This is a genomic window from Sphingomonas sp. So64.6b, assembly GCF_014171475.1.
Lineage (GTDB): Bacteria > Pseudomonadota > Alphaproteobacteria > Sphingomonadales > Sphingomonadaceae > Sphingomonas > Sphingomonas alpina_A.
The window spans coordinates 3,695,075-3,711,764 of the sequence record NZ_CP048817.1 but is presented as its reverse complement, the minus strand read 5'-3'; the positions used below and the strand labels follow the sequence as shown (position 1 = coordinate 3,711,764).

The window sequence follows — 16,690 nt, the reverse complement described above, 5'->3', positions numbered from 1 at the left end:
CTGATCGATATCAATCAGGCCATATTTTTCAGTATGGTCAATAGTTTGGCGTCGCGGCCGGCGACGCGGACGCGCGCCGGCCCGACCGGGTCAGATCGGCGAGACGCCGAAATATTTGAGAGCGCCCAACGCCACCAATAATACGGCGATGGCGATGATGATATTGGCGACGTTGAAAGTGCTGCGTTCGACGACGACGCGTTCGTCACTCCGGACTTCAGGCATGATCGTTCCTCCATTGTTACGGAGTGAAAACCATCGATAGGTGCAACTGTTCCGGATTGGCCCGACGACAAAGGCAGGATCTTTTTCCGCGGGGCATGTCACACCGGGCTTTGCTATCTCGTCTTGGATACGATGGTGCATGGTGCACTGATGGAGAAGATCATGACTCCCCGTATCAAGAACCCGTTCAAATCCGCTCCCGACGGGATCAAGGCGATGATGGCGCTTGAGGCAAGCATCCAGGCCAGCGGCCTCGACCATACGCTATGCGAGCTGGTCAAGATGCGCGCGTCGCAGATCAATGGCTGCGCCTATTGCCTGCACATGCATGCGACGGATGCGCGCGCGCATGGCGAGACCGAGATGCGCCTCTACCTGCTCAACGCATGGCGCGAATCGCCGCTGTACAGCGATCGCGAACGTGCCGCGCTGGCCTGGACCGAGGCACTGACCCGGGTTGCCGATACCGGCGCGCCGGATAGCGACTTCGCGCCGCTTGCCGAGCATTTCGACGAGGCCGAGCAGGTCCAGCTGACGCTGCTGATCGGCGCGATCAATCTGTGGAACCGGCTGCAGATCGGATTGCGCGCGGTGCACCCGGTGGATGCGGCGCGTGTCGCGGCCTGATCGCGTCACCGACCCATTCGAGGCGCAGCGGCCGCGGTTGCTGCGCCTCGCCTATCGCATGCTCGGCTCGGTCGGCGAAGCCGAGGATGTGGTGCAGGACGCCTGGCTGCGCTGGCGCCGGTTCGACGGTGTGGTCGATCATCCCGCCGCCTTTCTGTCGCGGATCGTCACGCGGCTGTGCCTCGATGTCATGAAATCGGCGCGGGTGCGGCGCGAAACCTATGTCGGCGAATGGCTGCCCGAACCGCTGTTCGATCCGGCCGAGGAAAACGAGCCCGCCGACGACCTGACCATGACGCTGATGCTGGCGCTCGAACGGCTGTCGCCGCTGGAGCGGGCGGCATTCCTGCTCCACGACGTGTTCGGCGTCGCGTTGAACGACGTCGCGACGACGCTCGATCGCGATGCGGGCGCGGTGCGCCAGCTCGCGGTGCGGGCGCGCAAGCATGTCCATGACGCGCGTCCGCGCTTCCCGGTCGACCAACAGGAAGCCGACCGCATCGCCGAAGCGTTCTTCACCGCGTCGCGCAGTGGCGACACCAAGGCATTGCAGGCGCTGCTCGCGGACAATGTCGTGCTGCATTCCGACGGCGGCGGCCGTGTCCTCGCCTTCCGCAATCCGATCATCGGCATCGATCGCATGCTGCGCCTGTTCGCCGGCCTGTATCGCAAGTTCGGCGAACAGGGGATGGTGATGATCCGCCCGGTGTGGATCGACGGCCTGCCCGGTTATGTCAGCAGCGAGCGCGGCGAAATCCTGCAGACCACCGCGCTGGCGATCGAAAACGGCCGGATCGCGGGCATTTATGTCATGCGCAATCCCGACAAGCTGAAACATGTCGCACTGGCGCTGGCCACCGAGGGGCAGTCCGGATTGCCGCATTGACCGACCATCAAAGGACAATCCGAGCCATGAGAATGCCCTGCATCGTCGTTGCGACACTCCTCGGACTGGGCATGGCGGCAAATGGCATGTTCATGCTCGCCGCGCCGCTCGACTGGTATTTCGCGGTGCCGGGAGTGACTTCGACCGGCGCGTTCAATCAGCATTTCATCCGCGATATCGGGATCATCTTCGTGATGACCGGTGGCGCCTATATGGTGGGTGCGTTCCGCACCGATTTGCGTCTGCTGCTCTGGGCGATGGCGACGATCTGGTATTCGGGCCATGCGCTGTTCCATTTGTGGGAGATCGCGGTCGGCATCTGTTCGCCTTCCGCCTTCCCGCGGGATTTTCCCGCGGTGACGCTGCCCGCGCTGCTCGGCATCGGGCTGACGGCGTGGAGTTATGCCGAGAGCCGGCGCCGCCGACGCGCGGCCTGACTGCGGCAATACCGTTCCAGCGATAAGAAAGAGCGAGCCAGACGAGTCCGGCAACGACTGTCAGACCAGATGCTGCGCTATGGTTGAATCGCCGCCCGGCGAGCGAGCGAATGGCGGGAGATATAGGACACCGGTAATGTTCCGTTTCGCCGCCGCCGTCACAATGAAGAACTGAAATTCCTTTCGATATATCAAGTGTTTATATAAATCTGACGGCGGAAGGCAGCGCTTCGGTCCAAAGGAGATATAGGACATCCAACATGGACCGAACGCGATTCGGGGTTGCGCGCGCTATTCCGCCGCCAACAGGTTTTCCGCGCCGCCGAGATCGACCGAGACCAGCCGGCTCACGCCCTGCTCGATCATCGTCACGCCGAACAAGCGGTGCATGCGGCTCATCGTCACGGCATTGTGCGTGACGATCAGGTAACGCGTCGCGGTTTCGCGGGTCATCGCATCGAGCAAGTCGCAGAAACGCTCGATATTGGCGTCGTCGAGCGGGGCGTCGACTTCGTCGAGCACGCAGATCGGCGCCGGGTTGGTCAGGAACAGGCCGAAGATCAGCGCGACCGCGGTGAGCGCTTGCTCGCCGCCCGACAACAGCGTCAGCGACTGAAGTTTCTTGCCCGGCGGTTGCGCCATGATCTCAAGACCCGCCTCAAGCGGATCGTCCGAATCGATCAGCTCAAGATGCGCGCTGCCGCCGTTGAACAATGTGGTGAACAGGCGACGAAAATGCCCGTCGACCGCCTCGAACGCGGCAAGCAGGCGTTGCCGCCCCTCGCGGTTGAGCGTGCCGATCGACCCGCGCAGCCGGTTGACCGCCTGGCCGAGCTCGTCGCGCTCGGCGCTGTTGCCAATGCTCGCGGCTTCCAGTTCGGCCAGTTCGCTTTCGGCGACGAGATTGACCGGGCCGATCCGCTCGCGCTCCAGCGTCAGCCGTTCATGTGCGCTTGATTCCTCGGTCGGGCTGCGCACCGTATCGACCGGGAAACCGACCCGCTCGGGCAGCACCGGGGCGGGGCATTCGAAACGCTCGCCCGACAGCCGGCCCATCTCGACCCGGCGCAGCTCCTGATTTTCCGCGCGCGCCGCCGCACCGGCGCGCGCTTCGCGTGCCTCGGCCAGCGCCTCGCCGGCGAGGCGGGCCACGGCATCGGTCTCACGCAAAATCCCTTCGGCCTCGCGCTCGACCCCCTGCGCGGTCTCGGCCTCGGCGCGCGCCGTGCCATGCGTCGCGTCGAGTGCGGCGATGTCCTTGTCGAGCGTGTCGGGCCGGTCGGCGAGTGTTTCGGCCTCGGCGGTCAATTCGCCCTCGCGCTTGTCCATGTCGCCGATGCGCCGAGCCGCCTCACCGGCGCGGGCGCGCCAACCCTTGGCTTCGCCGGTACCGCTCGCCAGCCGGTCGCGATCCTGCGCGATGGCGCGTTCAAGCCCGGCGCGTTCGGCGCGCGCGGTCGCCACCGCGGTGCGCCGGGTTTCCGCCTCGCCCGACAGCGTGGCGACGCGGTCGCGGGTCGCGCTGCCGTCGGGCAGCGCCGCCTTGTCGCGCATCGCGCGGTCGAGTTCGGCTTGCGCCTCGGCCAGTTCGGCGGCGATGCGCTGGCGCCGCGATTCGAGATCGGCGCGCTGCGTCTCGATCCGTTCCAGCGCGGCCGCCGCCTTGTCTTCGGCGCGCCCAGCGTCGCGCGCGCTGGTTTCGGCGGCTTCGAGGACGCGCCGCGCATCGGCCGCGGCGCGGCGTGCCTCGGTGATCGCTTCGTCGATCCGGCCCAGTTCGCCATCGGCCGAATCGACCGCGCGCACCGCGGCGGGCCGCGCCGATTCGATCGTGCGCAACCGGTTCATCCGTTCGAGCCGCTCGGCCGCCGCCGCACCACCTGATTTGGCGACATAACCGTCCCAGCGGCGCAATATGCCGCCCATCGTCACCAGCCGCTGGCCGACCGCAAGCGGCTGGCCGTCATCGCTGTCCGCGACGACGATCTGCGCCAGGCGCCGGGCCAGAGCGGGTGGTGCGGCGACATGCTTGGCGAGCGCGACGGTGCCGGCCGGTGGAGACGGATCGCCGGGCAGCGTTTCGGCGCCGGCCCAGAAGCGCTCGGCTGACGAATCGAGCCCGGTTTCGAGATCGTCGCCCAGTGCCGCGGCGAGCGCGCGTTCATAACCCGGATCGGCGCGGACCTGATCGAGCAGTCGTTCGCGCCCGCTCGCGCGCGTCGCCTTGACCAGTGCCGCCGCTTCGCTGTCGAGCGCGGAGAGTTCGGCATGAGCGGCCGCGCGCGCCGATTGCGCGCGGTCGCGCTGGTCGATCGCCGAGCGCTCACCGGCATCGGCGCGGGCCAGTGCGGTGCGTGCCGATTCGGCGTGGCGCAGCGCCTGGGCGCGCGCCTCGGCGGCGCGGGTCCGTTCGGCGAGCAATGGCGCGGCATCGCCCAGCGCGGCGCCCTCCGACGTCACGCGCAAGAGGTCGCGCTCGCTCCGCTCGACCCGCGACCGGCCCGCCGCCAGCGCTGCCTCGGCCACGCGCGCCTCGGCGGCTTCGCTTGCCTGTGCCGCGAGCGCCTGGGCCAGTGCGACCTCGGCATCGCGCGCGGCGCGTTCGGCTTCGGCCAGCACGGTATCGAGTTCGGGCGTGCGCCTGGTCGCCTCGGCGATGCTGGCCTCAAGCGTTTTGGCTTCCTCGGCCAAGCGCGCCAGTGCCTCGGCCGCATCATTGGCCAAAGCGCCTTCTCGCGCGCGGTCGTCGATCAGTCGGGCACGGTTGTCGGCCAGTTCGGTCAGCCGCCGTTCGATCGTCGCCTTTTCGGTGCGCAGGCTGGCGAGCCGGTGGCCCGCCTCGCTCGCCCGGTCGCGCGCGGCGAGCGCAGCGGCGCGCGCCGTCGCCAGGCGATCGGTCGCCTCGGTTTGATAGGCGGCGGCGGCGCGTTGTTTTTCCGCCGTCTCGCTCACCCGCGTTTCGGCCAGCGCGGCCTCGGCCTTGGCCGCATCCGCCGCCGCCGCCGCATCGCGCCAGCGGGCGAAGATCATGCGAGCTTCGGCGACACGGATTTGATCGGACAAGGTGCGGTAGCGTTCGGCCTGACGCGCCTGGCGTTTCAGTGCGGCGGCGCGCGCGTCCTGATCGGCGATGACCTCGTCGAGCCGGGTGAGATTGGCTTCGGTCGCGCGTAGCTTCTGCTCGGCGTCCTTGCGCCGGACATGCAGGCCGGCAATGCCCGCCGCCTCTTCGAGCATCGCGCGGCGCTCGGCCGGCTTGGCCGAGATGACCGCGCTGATCCGGCCCTGACTGACCAAAGCGGGCGAATGCGCGCCGGTCGCCGCGTCGGCGAACAGCAGCGCGACATCCTTCGCACGCACGTCGCGCCCGTCGATCCGATAGGCCGAGCCGGCGCCGCGCTCGATCCGGCGCACCACCTCGGTTTCCTCGGACCCGGCATCCTCGATCAGCAGCGAGACCTCGGCGAACTCGCGCGCCGGCCGCGTCGCGGTGCCGGCGAAGATCACGTCCTCCATGCCCGCGCCGCGCAGCGACCGGGCGGAGGTCTCGCCCATCGTCCAGCGCAGCGCCTCGAGCAGATTGGATTTGCCGCAGCCATTTGGGCCGACGATCCCCGTCAGCCCGGGCTCGATGCGCAAATCGGCGGCATCGACGAAGCTCTTGAAGCCGGACAGCCTGAGCCGCTTGATCTGCACCTAGACCACCGCCCCCCGCGGATGATTGCCTGAGATCAGGCGCCCGCGCCCTTCAGGATCGGCTCAAGCTGGCTCCAGCTGACCGCATCGACCTTCTGGTCGTTGAGGATGAAGGTCGGCGTGCCGGTGACCTTGCCCGATGCGCTGGCATCGTCGCTCAGCTTGGCTGCCGCTTCGAGCTTGGCCTGGTCGTTGAGGCAAGCGCGCGCCTTGGCCTCGGGGATGCCGCGCTGCTTGACGAACTCGATCAGGCCCATCTGCTCGGCGAGCGCGGTCGCCACCTGATTGGGCTTCATGGTCTGGAACTTGGCCTGCATCTCGGGCGACATCGCTTGCAGCTTGTCGAGATAGCTTTGCTGATTCTGGTACATCTGTTCGAGCAGCGGGAAGAAGGGCTGCGGTCCGCCGCAGGTGCCGAGCAGGGCGGCGGCGAGATCGGGTGCGCCATGGACGAGGAAGTCGCGGAACTCGAAGCTCACCTTGCCGGTCGAGACGTAATTGTTGATCAACGGCATCGTGCCTTCACGGCCGAATGCGCCACAGGTCGGGCAGGTGCGCGAGCCATATTCGACCAGCTTCAGCGGCGCGTCGGGATTGCCGACGCGATAACCGCCCTCTGCGGTTACCGCGACCGTTTCGCTCCAATTCTTGCCGGCCGGCGCGGCGACCGTCGCGATCGGAGTGGCGGGCGCTGAGATATTGCCGGTGGCATCGCCGCCGCCACAGCCCGCCAGGACGGCCAATGGGACGATCAACGCGCTTGCAAGACGAAACTTCATCACGATCACACTCCAGGAAGAATCACGAAATCATAAATTACTTGGCACCGGCTGCCCGCAATACCGTGTCGAGCCCGGCCCATTCGGTCTTGGTATGGGGCTTGCCGTTGACCACGAAGCTCGGCGTGCCGCCGCCTTCGGGCCCGGCAGCGGCGTTGATCGCTTTCCACGACGCGTCGGTCATCACCGCGATCTTGAGCAGCTCGGCGGTATTGGCGAAACAGGCATCGAGCGCCGCGTTGCTCAGCCCCTTGGCGCGGCCGATATCGCTCAGCCCCGAGCCATCCGCGAGCGCGCGCAGTCGCGCGCTTTCCGAATAAAGCGCCATGCGGCTGCCGTTGATGCGTTCGAATTGATCACCGCGCGGGCCCCATTCGCCCTGCGCTGCGAAGATCGCGTCGGTCGTCGCCGAGAAGCCGGCGGTGCCGGTGCAGCGCGCGACGACGGCCGCCGCCAGGTCGAGCTTGTCGCGAATTGCGTGGCGCAATTCGACGCTGGTCGAGCCCGAGCGAACATATTTGCCTTTCAGCACCGCCGAGGATTCATTCGAAAAATGCGCGCAGTGCGGGCAGGTGTAGCTGAGATATTCGATCAGCTTCACCTTCGCCTTGGGATTGCCGATCACGAACGAACCGCTCGCCGTTTGCGTGGCGACCCTGGTCCAGTCGCGCGGTGCCGCGACAGCACTCACCATCAACGGCGCCAGCACCAATGTCAGCAATGGGGCCAGCAACAGGGTAATCAATCTTCGCATCACTCGTCCCGCCTCACCTTGATTGGGCTCCCCACGACCGGCGGTCCCTTGGTCGCCGCGACACCCGCCGCGAGTGCCTCGAGCACTGCCTTCAATTCCGGATCGGCGATCATGCGCAGGCTCGCGCCGAGCTCGACCGGTATCGGCTTCAGTGACGGCGGCGCAGGGCGCGGGCGCGGTGCCGGCACATCGCCCTGGCGCATCTGCACGCGCGCGATCGCGGCATAACCGAAGAAGCGATTGACCCGTTCGATGATCTCGGGCGCGATATGCTGCATCATCGTGCCGTGCGCGCCGCGCACCACCAGATTGAGCGTGCCTTCGGATTTCTTGCCCTGCGGAAAGCGGATCGATTCGGGTGCCGACACGCCGGCATAGCGCGCGCCGACAATGTCGCCCCAGCGGCTGACCACGGCGCTCTGCACGAAGCCGAAGCGGCGGAATGCGGCGCGCCCGGCGTCGGGCAGCAGCTCCGACACCGCACGGGCGCGGCCGCCGCGTTGCGGTTCGGACTCGGACTTGGGAACGCCGCGCTTGCTCATCACGCCTTCCATGCCATAGCGATGCCGTGCCCGCAAAGCCCCGATCCGTCGCAGAACCGCTATTGGCCTGGTATGATCGCCATGCGCGCGATTTGCCGTGGCGATCGCCGCCTGGTGCGCCGGCGCCCGATCCGTATCGGGTGTGGTTGTCGGAAATCATGCTGCAACAGACGACGGTCGCGACGGTGCGGCCGAAATTCGACCTTTTCACTGCGCGCTGGCCCGATTTTGCGAGCCTCGCCGCCGCCGACGAGAGCGAGCTGATGACCGCCTGGGCGGGTTTGGGTTACTATGCGCGGGCGCGTAATCTGGTGGCCTGCGCGCGGGTCGTGGTCGAGCGGCATGGCGGCCTGTTTCCCGGCAACGAAGCCGAATTGCGCGCGTTGCCCGGGATCGGTGCCTATACCGCCGCGGCGATCGCCAGCATCGCCTTTGGCGAACGCGCGGTGGTGGTCGACGGCAATGTCGAGCGCGTCGTCGCGCGATTGTTCGCGATCGGTGAGCCATTGCCCGCCGCGCGCACGGCGATCCGTATCGCTACCGATTCGATAACGCCGGACCGGCGGCCGGGCGATTTCGCCCAGGCGATGATGGATCTGGGGTCGGCGATCTGCACTCCGCGCAGCCCCAAATGTCTGGCTTGTCCGCTGGTCGGTCAGTGCGCCGGCTTTGCAAGAGGGGCGCCGGAAACCTTTCCGGTCAAGCCGGCCAAGGCCGCGCGGCCGCAGCGTTACGGTACGATCTTCTGGGCCGAGCACGGGGATCAGGTGCTGCTGGTGCGCCGGCCGCCGCGTGGCTTGCTCGGCGGGATGCGTGCGCTGCCCACCGGGCCATGGGCGGACGCGCCGCCGGGACTTGCCGACCGGCCCTTTGCCGCCGACTGGACATTGCTCGACACCAGCGTCGCACATGTCTTCACGCATTTTCGGCTCGAACTCGCCCTTGCGGTCGCGCGTCTGCGGGAGCATTCGAACGCGGGCGAATGGTGGCCGGTGGCGGATATCGAGTCGGCGGGACTGCCGACGGTGTTCGCCAAGGCGGCGGCCGGGATCAGGAGGGCAATATGAAGGCTGTGCGGTGGTACATGGTTTCGGCGGGTGCGCTGGCGCTGCTCGCGACGGGCGCGGTGTTTGCGCGTGAGGCGGCACCCCAGACCCAGCCCTTGGTTGCCGCCGCTGCCGTGTCGCCATTGCCGGGAACCCAGGCGCTGCTCGATTCCTATGTCGCGGACAACAAGATGCCCGGCATCGTCGCGGCATTCGGTTATCGCGACCGGCCGACCATGTTTCTGAGCGCGGGCAAGATCGGCGACGAAGCGACCGCCGCAAAGGCCGGGCCGGACAGCCTGTGGCGGGTCTATTCGATGACCAAGCCGATCACCGGTATGGCGGCGATGATCCTGATCGAGGACGGCAAAATGTCGCTCGACCAGCCGCTTTCCGACTTCATCCCCGCATTCAAGAACATGAAAGTGCAGATCGGCCCGGACAGCCTCGATAGCCGTCCGGCGACGCGGCCGATCACGATCCGCAACTTGCTGACGCATACTGCGGGTCTTGGATACACGATCGTCACCAAGGGACCGTTGCTCAAGGAGTATGAACGGCTTGGCCTGACCCCCGCCGCGGTTAACGCCGCGCTTGAGGTCGAATCGCGCAAGACCCGTCCGGCGACGCTCGAGGAATTCGCCAACCGCGTCGCGAGCGTGCCGCTGATCGCCGATCCTGGCACCAAATGGAGCTACTCGATCGGGCTCGACGTGATGGGCCGGGTGATCGAAGTGGCCAGCGGGATGAGCTTCGATTCGTTCGTGCAGAAGCGCATCTTCGATCCACTGAAGATGAATTCGAGCTATTGGACGGTGCCGGAGAGCGAGCTTGGGCGCCTGTCGAGCAATTATATCATCGTCGGCGAGAACCGCGCGCCGCTGGATCCCGCCGCGACCTCGGCCTGGCTCAAGCCGCCGAGCTTTCCCTATGGCGGCGCCGGGCTGGTCATGTCGGCGCGCGACTATGACCGTTTCCTGCACATGCTGCAGAATTACGGCGAACTCGACGGCGTGCGCGTGATGAAGGCGGACACCGCCAGGCTCGCCATGTCGAACCTGATGCCGGCGGGTGTGTTTTTTCCCGGCGCGGCCACCGCAACCGGCGGCACGTCTCAGCCGATGGGCTTTGGCGCGGGCGGCTCGGTGGCGATCGCGGACACGCCGGGCGGACCGGCCAAGGGCACTTATGGCTGGGGTGGTGCTGCCGGCACGGTCGCGTTCGTCGATCCCGCGCATCAGGTGCGCGGTACGGTGATGGTCAATTATTTCCCGGGCGACAAATGGCCGCTGCGCACTGAGGTGCTCACCGCATTCAAGACCGATCTGGAGAAGAAGCGCCCGTGATTCCCGGATTTACTGGCGGCACGCTCGACCGTGCCGACCGCCTGCGCCACGACACGCAAGCCTTTGCGGCGGCGACCGGCGACTGGCGTGCGAAATTGCTCAAGCTGGAGAATTTCGAACCCGAGCTCGACGATGCCGGGCGGCTCGGCTGGACCAGCCTGGCCGAGGCGCCCGAGGATGCCGAACTGGTGCTGCTCGGGCTTGACGGCGACAAGCCGTATTTCGCCGCGTTCACCCCCGGCATGCGGGCGCCGACCGCCCGATCGATGCGGCTGTTCGGGTTGCTCGATCAATTCGCGCCGGGCGAAGCGGCAACCTATGCCGCGGCGCGTAGCGTGCTCGACTGGCACAGCCGACATCAATTCTGCGCCAATTGCGGGACGCAGACGGCGATGTTCCGCGCCGGCTGGGGACGCAACTGCCCGAATTGTCACGCCGAACATTTCCCGCGCGTCGACCCGGTGGTGATCATGATCGCCGAGCATGACGGCCGCGCACTGCTCGGACGCCAGCCGGCTTGGCCGGCTGGGCGCTATTCGGCGCTGGCGGGGTTCCTGGAACCCGGTGAATCGATCGAGGAGGCGGTCGCGCGCGAGATCATGGAGGAAGCCGGCGTGCGCGTGACCGATGTGCGTTACATCGCCAGCCAGCCCTGGCCGTTCCCGTCGTCGCTGATGATCGCCTGTGTCGGCATGGCGGAGCATGATGCGATCACGCTCGACACCAACGAGCTGGAAGACGCGATCTGGGTTTCGCGTGAGGAAGTGCGTCGCGTGCTGGCGGGCGGCGAAGGCTCGTTCCTGGCGCCGCCGCCCTATGCGATCGCACACACACTGCTGACGGCCTGGGCGGCGGGGTAGCCAGCCCTCTGTCCGATTACGGGTGGTTGTCGGCGTCGCTTCGCAGGACGCGGCATAATCCGTGCTGAGCCAGCGTCGTTATCGATCCCAGGACGGCTGCGCTTCCCAGGCTGAACAGGAGAAGAGAGAATGCCCAGAGCGGCGCATGTCGCGGATCGTTCGACCCGACGCTTTGGGAAAATGCCAAGGCGACGGCTAGCACGAGCGCAGTGACGCATGCTCCTCGCGCGAATTTCGACGGGTCGAGTTGCGGCGGCCGAACAGATGTTCGATATAATCTGATCAGGTTGAAGAATATTGCCGCGAGCCAGGCCGGCGACGTTGCGAGCAGATACCTGACCGCCAAAGACGCGTCGGTTTCGACGAAACAGAAAATAGCAGCTTCAGATGCCCATAGCCCCACGAAACCGCCGAGCCAGGCCGCTTCACTCAATGTCGCTCGTTTCATGCGCCGGAACATGCGCAGAAAGGGTCAAAATTTTGCTAAGGCCTAACTACGGACCCGTCTAAGACGCGATCTTACCCCCGCGTCCGTGCCTGCCGGTACGTGCCCAACAGCCGCACCCATTTGGTATGGAAACCCAGTTCCTCCAACGCGCGGTCGAGGCCCGGGTCGCCGGGCCTGCCCTCGATATCGGCATAGAACTCCGTCGCCGCGAAGCTGCCGCCGCGCTGATAGCTTTCCAGCTTGGTCATGTTGACGCCATTGGTCGCGAAGCCGCCCATCGCCTTGTAGAGCGCGGCGGGCACGTTGCGGACTTCGAAGATCAGCGTCGTCATCCACGGTCCGTCGCCGATCGCCTCATGCCCGGCACGCGCGAGTACGACGAAACGCGTCGTATTGTGATCGGCATCGGCCAGATTCTCGGCGAGCAGGTTGAGGCCATAGATCGCCGCCGCGCCCGGCGGGGCGAGCGCCGCCACCTTGGGATCGTTCAATTCAGCGACCACCGCCGCCGCCCCCGCGGTATCGGGATAGGCGATCGCCGAGATACCTTGCTCGCGCAGCCAGTGACGGCATTGACCGAGCGCCTGGGGATGGCTCATCGCCTCGCGCACTTCGTCGCGCGTGCCGACACCCATCAGCGCGTGCTTGATGCCGAGGAAATGCTCGCCGGTGATCACCAGCCCCGATTCGGGCAGCAGAAAATGCATGTCGGCGACGCGGCCGTGCAGTGAATTCTCGATCGGGATGATCGCGCAATCGGCGCGGCCATCACGCACCGCGTCGATCGCGTCGGCGAAATCGAAACAGGGCAAGGGCAGGCCGTCGGGAAAGGCTTCCATCGCCGCGACATGCGAATTCGCGCCAGGCGCGCCCTGAAAGGCGACCGCGCGCTCGGGGGCGGCGGCGGCGGCCTCGGTCATCATCGCCACGATCGGGCGGGCGGGAGCAGCGAAATTTTCCATGAGGCCGCGCGCTTAAGCGCCGCTTGCGGTGTCGGCAACGCGAATCTAAAGGAAGCCAACTTTCCGGCCTATGACAAGACAGGGGCAAGACGGCATAATGGACAACAGGACGAACACGATCGCGGGCTGGGTGCTGGCGGCTTGCGGCGCGGCGCTGGGGCTGTCGATCGTCGGCGGCATGGTGTACCACGCCGAAGCACCCGAAAAGCCGGGTTATCCGATCGAGGGCGCGGAGGCCGCGGGCGGCGGCGGTGCGGCGGAAGTGCCGATCGCGACGCTGCTTGCGACCGCCGATCCGGCCAAGGGCGCCGACGTGTTCAAGAAGTGCACGGCGTGCCACACGATCGCTCAGGGCGGCGCCAACGGTATCGGCCCGAATCTGTACGGAACGCTCGGTGAAGGCATTGCCGAGGGTAAGGCGGGCTTCGCTTTCTCCGACGCGCTCAAATCGCATGGCGGCAAATGGGGCTTTGACGAAATGAACGCGTGGCTGACCAGCCCGCGCAAGTTCGCCAATGGCACCAAGATGACCTTTGCCGGTCTGGGCAATGCACAGGACCGGGCGAATGTGATCGCCTATCTCAATCAGCAGGGTTCGAACCTGCCGCTGCCGGCAGCGCCGGCGGCGGCAACGGCTGCCGCTCCGGCAACCCCCGCGACGCCCGGCGCCAAGGCGCCCGACCCCACCGAGGACCTGGCGAACAAGGCGACGCTGGCTCCCGGTGCGCCGTCGGTTGATCCAGCTGCAAACGCGCATTGATCGGATAGCGGGCGCCTAAAGAACCCGCTTCCCCGGCGAAGGCCTGGGTCCAGTCGCAATGGCCAAAATAACGGAACGCTGCAGCCGTTACCGTCTGTTTCTCGACTGGGCCCCGGCTTTCGCCGGGGAAGCGGCTTTATTTGACCGAGCGCGCTTTGCCGAGGCTATTCCAATACCACGCCGCTCTCGGGACGTTCGCGGTAGAAGTCGCGTACGACCTGCCAGCCTTCCTCGGCCGTCTCGACGATCTTGAAGATGTGCAGGTCGCGCGCCGACACCACGCCTTCCTCGACCAGCGCCTCGAAATTGACCACTTTGGTCCAGAAGTCGCGGCCATAGAGCAGCACCGGGATCGGTGCGATCTTGCCGGTCTGGATCAAGGTCAGCAATTCGAACAATTCGTCGAACGTGCCGAACCCGCCGGGAAACGCGGCAAGCGCGCGGGCGTGGAGCAGGAAATGCATCTTGCGCAGCGCGAAATAGTGGAATTGAACGCTTAAGGACGGCGTCACATAGGGGTTGGGCGCCTGTTCGTGCGGCAGCACGATATTGAGGCCGATCGATTCCTGGCCGACATCGGCAGCACCGCGATTGGCCGCTTCCATGATCGACGGGCCGCCGCCGGAGCAGACGACGAAATGGCGTTTGCCTTCGGTATCGCGCGGGAACTGGCTGACCATCCGGGCGAGTTCGCGCGCCACCTCGTAATATTTCGACTTGGCGATCAGGCTGTCGGCGATGCGGATCGCCTCTTCGCCTTGCGCCAGTTCACGCAGCGCCTGCGCCTTGGCCGGTTCGGGGATTCGCGCCGATCCGTAAAAGACGAAGGTCGAGGCGATATTGGCTTCGTCGAGCACCAATTGCGTCTTGAGCAGCTCGAGCTGGAAACGGACCGGGCGGAGATCCTCGCGCAACAGGAAATCCATATCCTGAAAGGCGAGCTTATAGGCCGGGTTCTCGGTCTGGGGGGTGCTGATGCCGGTCTTGGCGGTTTCGGCATCCTGGCGGGCGCGCGGAAAGACCCGCGACGGAACATGTGTATCACTCATCCAAGCGCTTTAGAGCAAAGCGCCAGGCGTTTGAAGCGGGCGTATTTGTTTTGAAATTCGCTCTTTCGCGGATTTCAAACTCAACGACAAAATTTGGCCTTATCGGCCTCGAGGTGCAGGTGGTTGTAATGCACGGCATTATAATCCGGGCTGAGCACCGTGCCGAAGCGCTTGCATGCCGAGGTCTGGATCGTGCGCAGGAAGGTCTTCACGTCGCGATCGTTCGATCGCCAGCCCTGTTCGATGCTGATGCGGCGGCCGTCGCTGAGGATGAAGGCGGAAATATCCACCGCATTGGCGATACCGTGCCCGGACAGCTTGCCGCTGTTGCCCGCACTGCCGACGATATTGCGGCAGACATAGGTGCCGAAAGTCTCGATCCGTACCAGATCGCTGCCGAGTATCTGCCGCGCGGCGGGCGCGACGCCGTTACGCGCCCAGCCGGTAAAAGCGCGGGCGAGGCCGCAGCGCATCGCCTTCAAATTGGTGACGGGCAGGCCGATATCGATCAACTGGACCGCACCGACCACCTTGCAGCCGCCACCGAAATCGTGGTCCGGCAGGGGGCTGTACTGAATATTGTCGCGTGCCAGATCGGCATAACATGCCCTGGTTTCGCTTGAGGTCGGCATGTTCAGCGTGGCCGGCCGCGATCCGGCGCGACGCGGCGGCGGGCGATCATCGTCACCACCACCGAACAGGCAGCCTGAAAGAAGCAGCGGCAAAATGAGGAGTAACGCGCGTTTCACCCGGCCGCGATAGCGTGGCTTGCTGAACGCCGCCAGAACGCAGCGCCCGACGGACGGCATTGTTCGACCAAAGGTCGATCGAAGCTTGGGTTCGACCAAAGGTCGATCGAAGCTTGGGCTCGACCAAAGGTCGATTGACACGCGACGCCATATCGCTAGGGCCGTCGACGGGCCACGCGGTCCCAACGCCGCGCGTGCTCTCTGTAAGGAGAGACTACATGACTGAACTATCTGCGCCTCCCGCGCAGGCTCTGCCTGTGCAACTCGAACAGCCCGCTGTTCTCCCTGCGCGTCCCTATTTTTCCTCCGGTCCCTGCGCCAAGCCTCCCGGCTGGGCCGCCGCGAATCTCGCCACCGAATCGCTTGGGCGCTCGCATCGCTCGAAGATCGGCAAGACCCGGCTGCAATATTGCATCGACCTGATGCGCGAACTGCTTCGGCTCCCCGACACGCACCGCATCGGCATCGTTCCCGGTTCCGACACCGGCGCGTTCGAAATGGCGATGTGGACCATGCTGGGCGCCAAGCCGGTCACCGCGCTCGCCTGGGAAAGCTTCGGCGAAGGCTGGGTGACCGATGCGGTCAAGCAGCTTGGACTCGACCCGACGGTGGTCCGCGCCGATTATGGCCAGCTCCCCGATCTGACCCAAATCGACTGGTCGAGCGATGTGCTGTTCACCTGGAACGGCACCACATCGGGCGTGCGCGTGCCGAATGGCGAGTGGATCGCCGATGACCGCACCGGCCTGAGTTTCGCCGACGCGACCAGCGCGGTGTTCGCTTATGACATTCCGTGGGACAAGATCGATGTCGCGACCTTCTCCTGGCAGAAGGTGCTTGGCGGCGAAGGCGGACACGGCGTCCTGATCCTCGGCCCCCGTGCGGTCGAACGGCTCGAAAATTACACGCCGAAATGGCCGCTGCCCAAGGTCTTCCGCCTCGTCTCGAAGGGCAAGCTGGCCGAAGGCGTGTTCAAGGGCGAGACGATCAATACGCCGTCGATGCTTGCGGTCGAGGACGCCATTTCGGCGCTCGAATGGGCGAAGTCGGTCGGCGGCGCCGACGGGCTGATCGCGCGCAGCGATGCCAATGCGGCGGCGCTCGACCGACTCGTCAGCGAGCGCTCCTGGCTCGGGCACCTCGCCGCCGATCCCGCATCGCGGTCGAAGACCAGCGTCTGCCTGACCGTCGAAGGCGCCGACGAGGCGATGATCAAGTCGTTCGCCGGGCTGCTCGAAAAGGCCGGCGCGGCGTATGATATCGCCGGTTATCGCGATGCCCCGCCGGGCCTGCGCATCTGGTGCGGCGCGACGGTCGATACGGCGGATATCGTCGCGCTCGGCCCATGGCTCGACTGGGCCTACGCCTCGGTCAAGGCTTCTTAAAGCCCTCTCGCCTCCGGGGAGAGGGTTGGGAGAGGGGCAGTCATAAAGGCTGCCGCTTCCCACTGCCCCTCTCCCGACTTCGCATCCGCTCGTCTGCCCTCTCCCCGGAGGGGCGAGGGCGATAGAATAAGGAAATTCC

The 16,690-nt window shown here is 66.0% G+C and carries 17 protein-coding genes; 8 read left to right on the top strand and 9 right to left on the bottom strand.

Features of this window, described 5'->3' with window-relative positions:
• Window positions 1-90: 90 nt before the first annotated feature.
• Window positions 91-225 carry a hypothetical protein gene (locus G4G27_RS24355; protein ID WP_267134674.1) on the bottom strand — a complete coding sequence of 45 codons (135 nt, stop codon included), beginning with the start codon at window positions 223-225 and terminating at the stop codon, window positions 91-93.
• A 162-nt stretch (window positions 226-387) separates the two neighbouring features.
• On the opposite strand from G4G27_RS24355, the gene G4G27_RS17635 reads away from it, so the two are divergent.
• From G4G27_RS17635 to G4G27_RS17625, 3 genes are read left to right on the top strand one after another with little or no spacing between them, the layout of a single operon-like run.
• The gene (locus G4G27_RS17635) at window positions 388-852 is read left to right on the top strand and encodes a carboxymuconolactone decarboxylase family protein (protein ID WP_183109846.1); all 465 of its coding nucleotides are present in this window, start codon (window positions 388-390) and stop codon (window positions 850-852) included.
• Window positions 853-910: 58 nt separating this feature from the next.
• Complete coding sequence (locus tag G4G27_RS17630; protein ID WP_244624726.1) at window positions 911-1,738, top strand: sigma-70 family RNA polymerase sigma factor; 828 nt, start codon at window positions 911-913, stop codon at window positions 1,736-1,738.
• Window positions 1,739-1,764: 26 nt separating this feature from the next.
• Window positions 1,765-2,175 carry a hypothetical protein gene (locus G4G27_RS17625; RefSeq protein ID WP_183109844.1) on the top strand — a complete coding sequence of 137 codons (411 nt, stop codon included), beginning with the start codon at window positions 1,765-1,767 and terminating at the stop codon, window positions 2,173-2,175.
• A gap of 291 nt (window positions 2,176-2,466) precedes the next feature.
• On the opposite strand, the gene smc is transcribed toward G4G27_RS17625, so the two are convergent.
• Genes smc through G4G27_RS17605 form a run of 4 tightly spaced genes read right to left on the bottom strand, consistent with a single transcriptional unit; the run spans window position 2,467 to window position 7,946 of the window.
• Window positions 2,467-5,871 (bottom strand): chromosome segregation protein SMC, encoded by a 3,405-nt coding sequence (smc, locus tag G4G27_RS17620; RefSeq protein ID WP_183109843.1) that lies wholly within the window; start codon window positions 5,869-5,871, stop codon window positions 2,467-2,469.
• 35 nt (window positions 5,872-5,906) lie between these two features.
• Window positions 5,907-6,650 (bottom strand): thioredoxin domain-containing protein, encoded by a 744-nt coding sequence (locus G4G27_RS17615; RefSeq protein WP_183113879.1) that lies wholly within the window; start codon window positions 6,648-6,650, stop codon window positions 5,907-5,909.
• Window positions 6,651-6,687: 37 nt separating this feature from the next.
• The gene (locus G4G27_RS17610) at window positions 6,688-7,404 is read right to left on the bottom strand and encodes a thioredoxin domain-containing protein (RefSeq protein WP_183109842.1); all 717 of its coding nucleotides are present in this window, start codon (window positions 7,402-7,404) and stop codon (window positions 6,688-6,690) included.
• Window positions 7,404-7,946, bottom strand: coding sequence for a DciA family protein (locus G4G27_RS17605; protein ID WP_244624394.1), 543 nt, complete (start codon window positions 7,944-7,946; stop codon window positions 7,404-7,406). The genes G4G27_RS17610 and G4G27_RS17605 overlap by 1 nt, the downstream gene beginning before the upstream one ends.
• 26 nt (window positions 7,947-7,972) lie before the next feature.
• Between G4G27_RS17605 and G4G27_RS17600 the strand changes: the two genes are divergently transcribed.
• From G4G27_RS17600 to nudC, 3 genes are read left to right on the top strand one after another with little or no spacing between them, the layout of a single operon-like run.
• Window positions 7,973-9,013 (top strand): A/G-specific adenine glycosylase, encoded by a 1,041-nt coding sequence (locus G4G27_RS17600; RefSeq protein WP_244624393.1) that lies wholly within the window; start codon window positions 7,973-7,975, stop codon window positions 9,011-9,013.
• A complete protein-coding gene (locus G4G27_RS17595; protein WP_183109839.1) occupies window positions 9,010-10,338 on the top strand; it encodes a serine hydrolase domain-containing protein in 1,329 nt (442 codons plus the stop codon). Before G4G27_RS17600 ends, G4G27_RS17595 begins: the two co-directional genes overlap by 4 nt.
• Window positions 10,335-11,198: an NAD(+) diphosphatase gene (nudC, locus tag G4G27_RS17590; protein ID WP_183109838.1), complete on the top strand. Its 864-nt coding sequence runs from the start codon at window positions 10,335-10,337 to the stop codon at window positions 11,196-11,198. The genes G4G27_RS17595 and nudC overlap by 4 nt, the downstream gene beginning before the upstream one ends.
• 16 nt (window positions 11,199-11,214) lie before the next feature.
• On the opposite strand, the gene G4G27_RS17585 is transcribed toward nudC, so the two are convergent.
• Together G4G27_RS17585 and G4G27_RS17580 are read right to left on the bottom strand one after the other, a co-directional pair.
• Window positions 11,215-11,631 (bottom strand): hypothetical protein, encoded by a 417-nt coding sequence (locus tag G4G27_RS17585; protein ID WP_183109837.1) that lies wholly within the window; start codon window positions 11,629-11,631, stop codon window positions 11,215-11,217.
• 86 nt (window positions 11,632-11,717) lie between these two features.
• Window positions 11,718-12,608, bottom strand: coding sequence for a prephenate dehydratase (locus G4G27_RS17580; protein WP_183109836.1), 891 nt, complete (start codon window positions 12,606-12,608; stop codon window positions 11,718-11,720).
• 97 nt (window positions 12,609-12,705) lie between these two features.
• Here G4G27_RS17580 and G4G27_RS17575 point away from each other — a divergent pair, with 97 nt between their 5' ends.
• Window positions 12,706-13,368, top strand: a complete 663-nt coding sequence (locus G4G27_RS17575; protein ID WP_183109835.1) for a cytochrome c family protein — start codon at window positions 12,706-12,708, stop codon at window positions 13,366-13,368.
• A 164-nt stretch (window positions 13,369-13,532) separates the two neighbouring features.
• Here the strand turns inward: G4G27_RS17575 and G4G27_RS17570 are convergent, their stop codons facing one another.
• Both G4G27_RS17570 and G4G27_RS17565 read right to left on the bottom strand, forming a co-directional pair.
• Entirely contained in the window at window positions 13,533-14,417 is an 885-nt protein-coding gene (locus tag G4G27_RS17570) for a TIGR00730 family Rossman fold protein (RefSeq protein ID WP_183109834.1), read from the bottom strand.
• 80 nt (window positions 14,418-14,497) lie between these two features.
• Complete coding sequence (locus tag G4G27_RS17565; protein WP_183109833.1) at window positions 14,498-15,226, bottom strand: extensin family protein; 729 nt, start codon at window positions 15,224-15,226, stop codon at window positions 14,498-14,500.
• Window positions 15,227-15,384: 158 nt separating this feature from the next.
• Between G4G27_RS17565 and G4G27_RS17560 the strand changes: the two genes are divergently transcribed.
• The gene (locus tag G4G27_RS17560; RefSeq protein ID WP_183109832.1) at window positions 15,385-16,551 is read left to right on the top strand and encodes a phosphoserine transaminase; all 1,167 of its coding nucleotides are present in this window, start codon (window positions 15,385-15,387) and stop codon (window positions 16,549-16,551) included.
• Window positions 16,552-16,690: the final 139 nt, after the last annotated feature.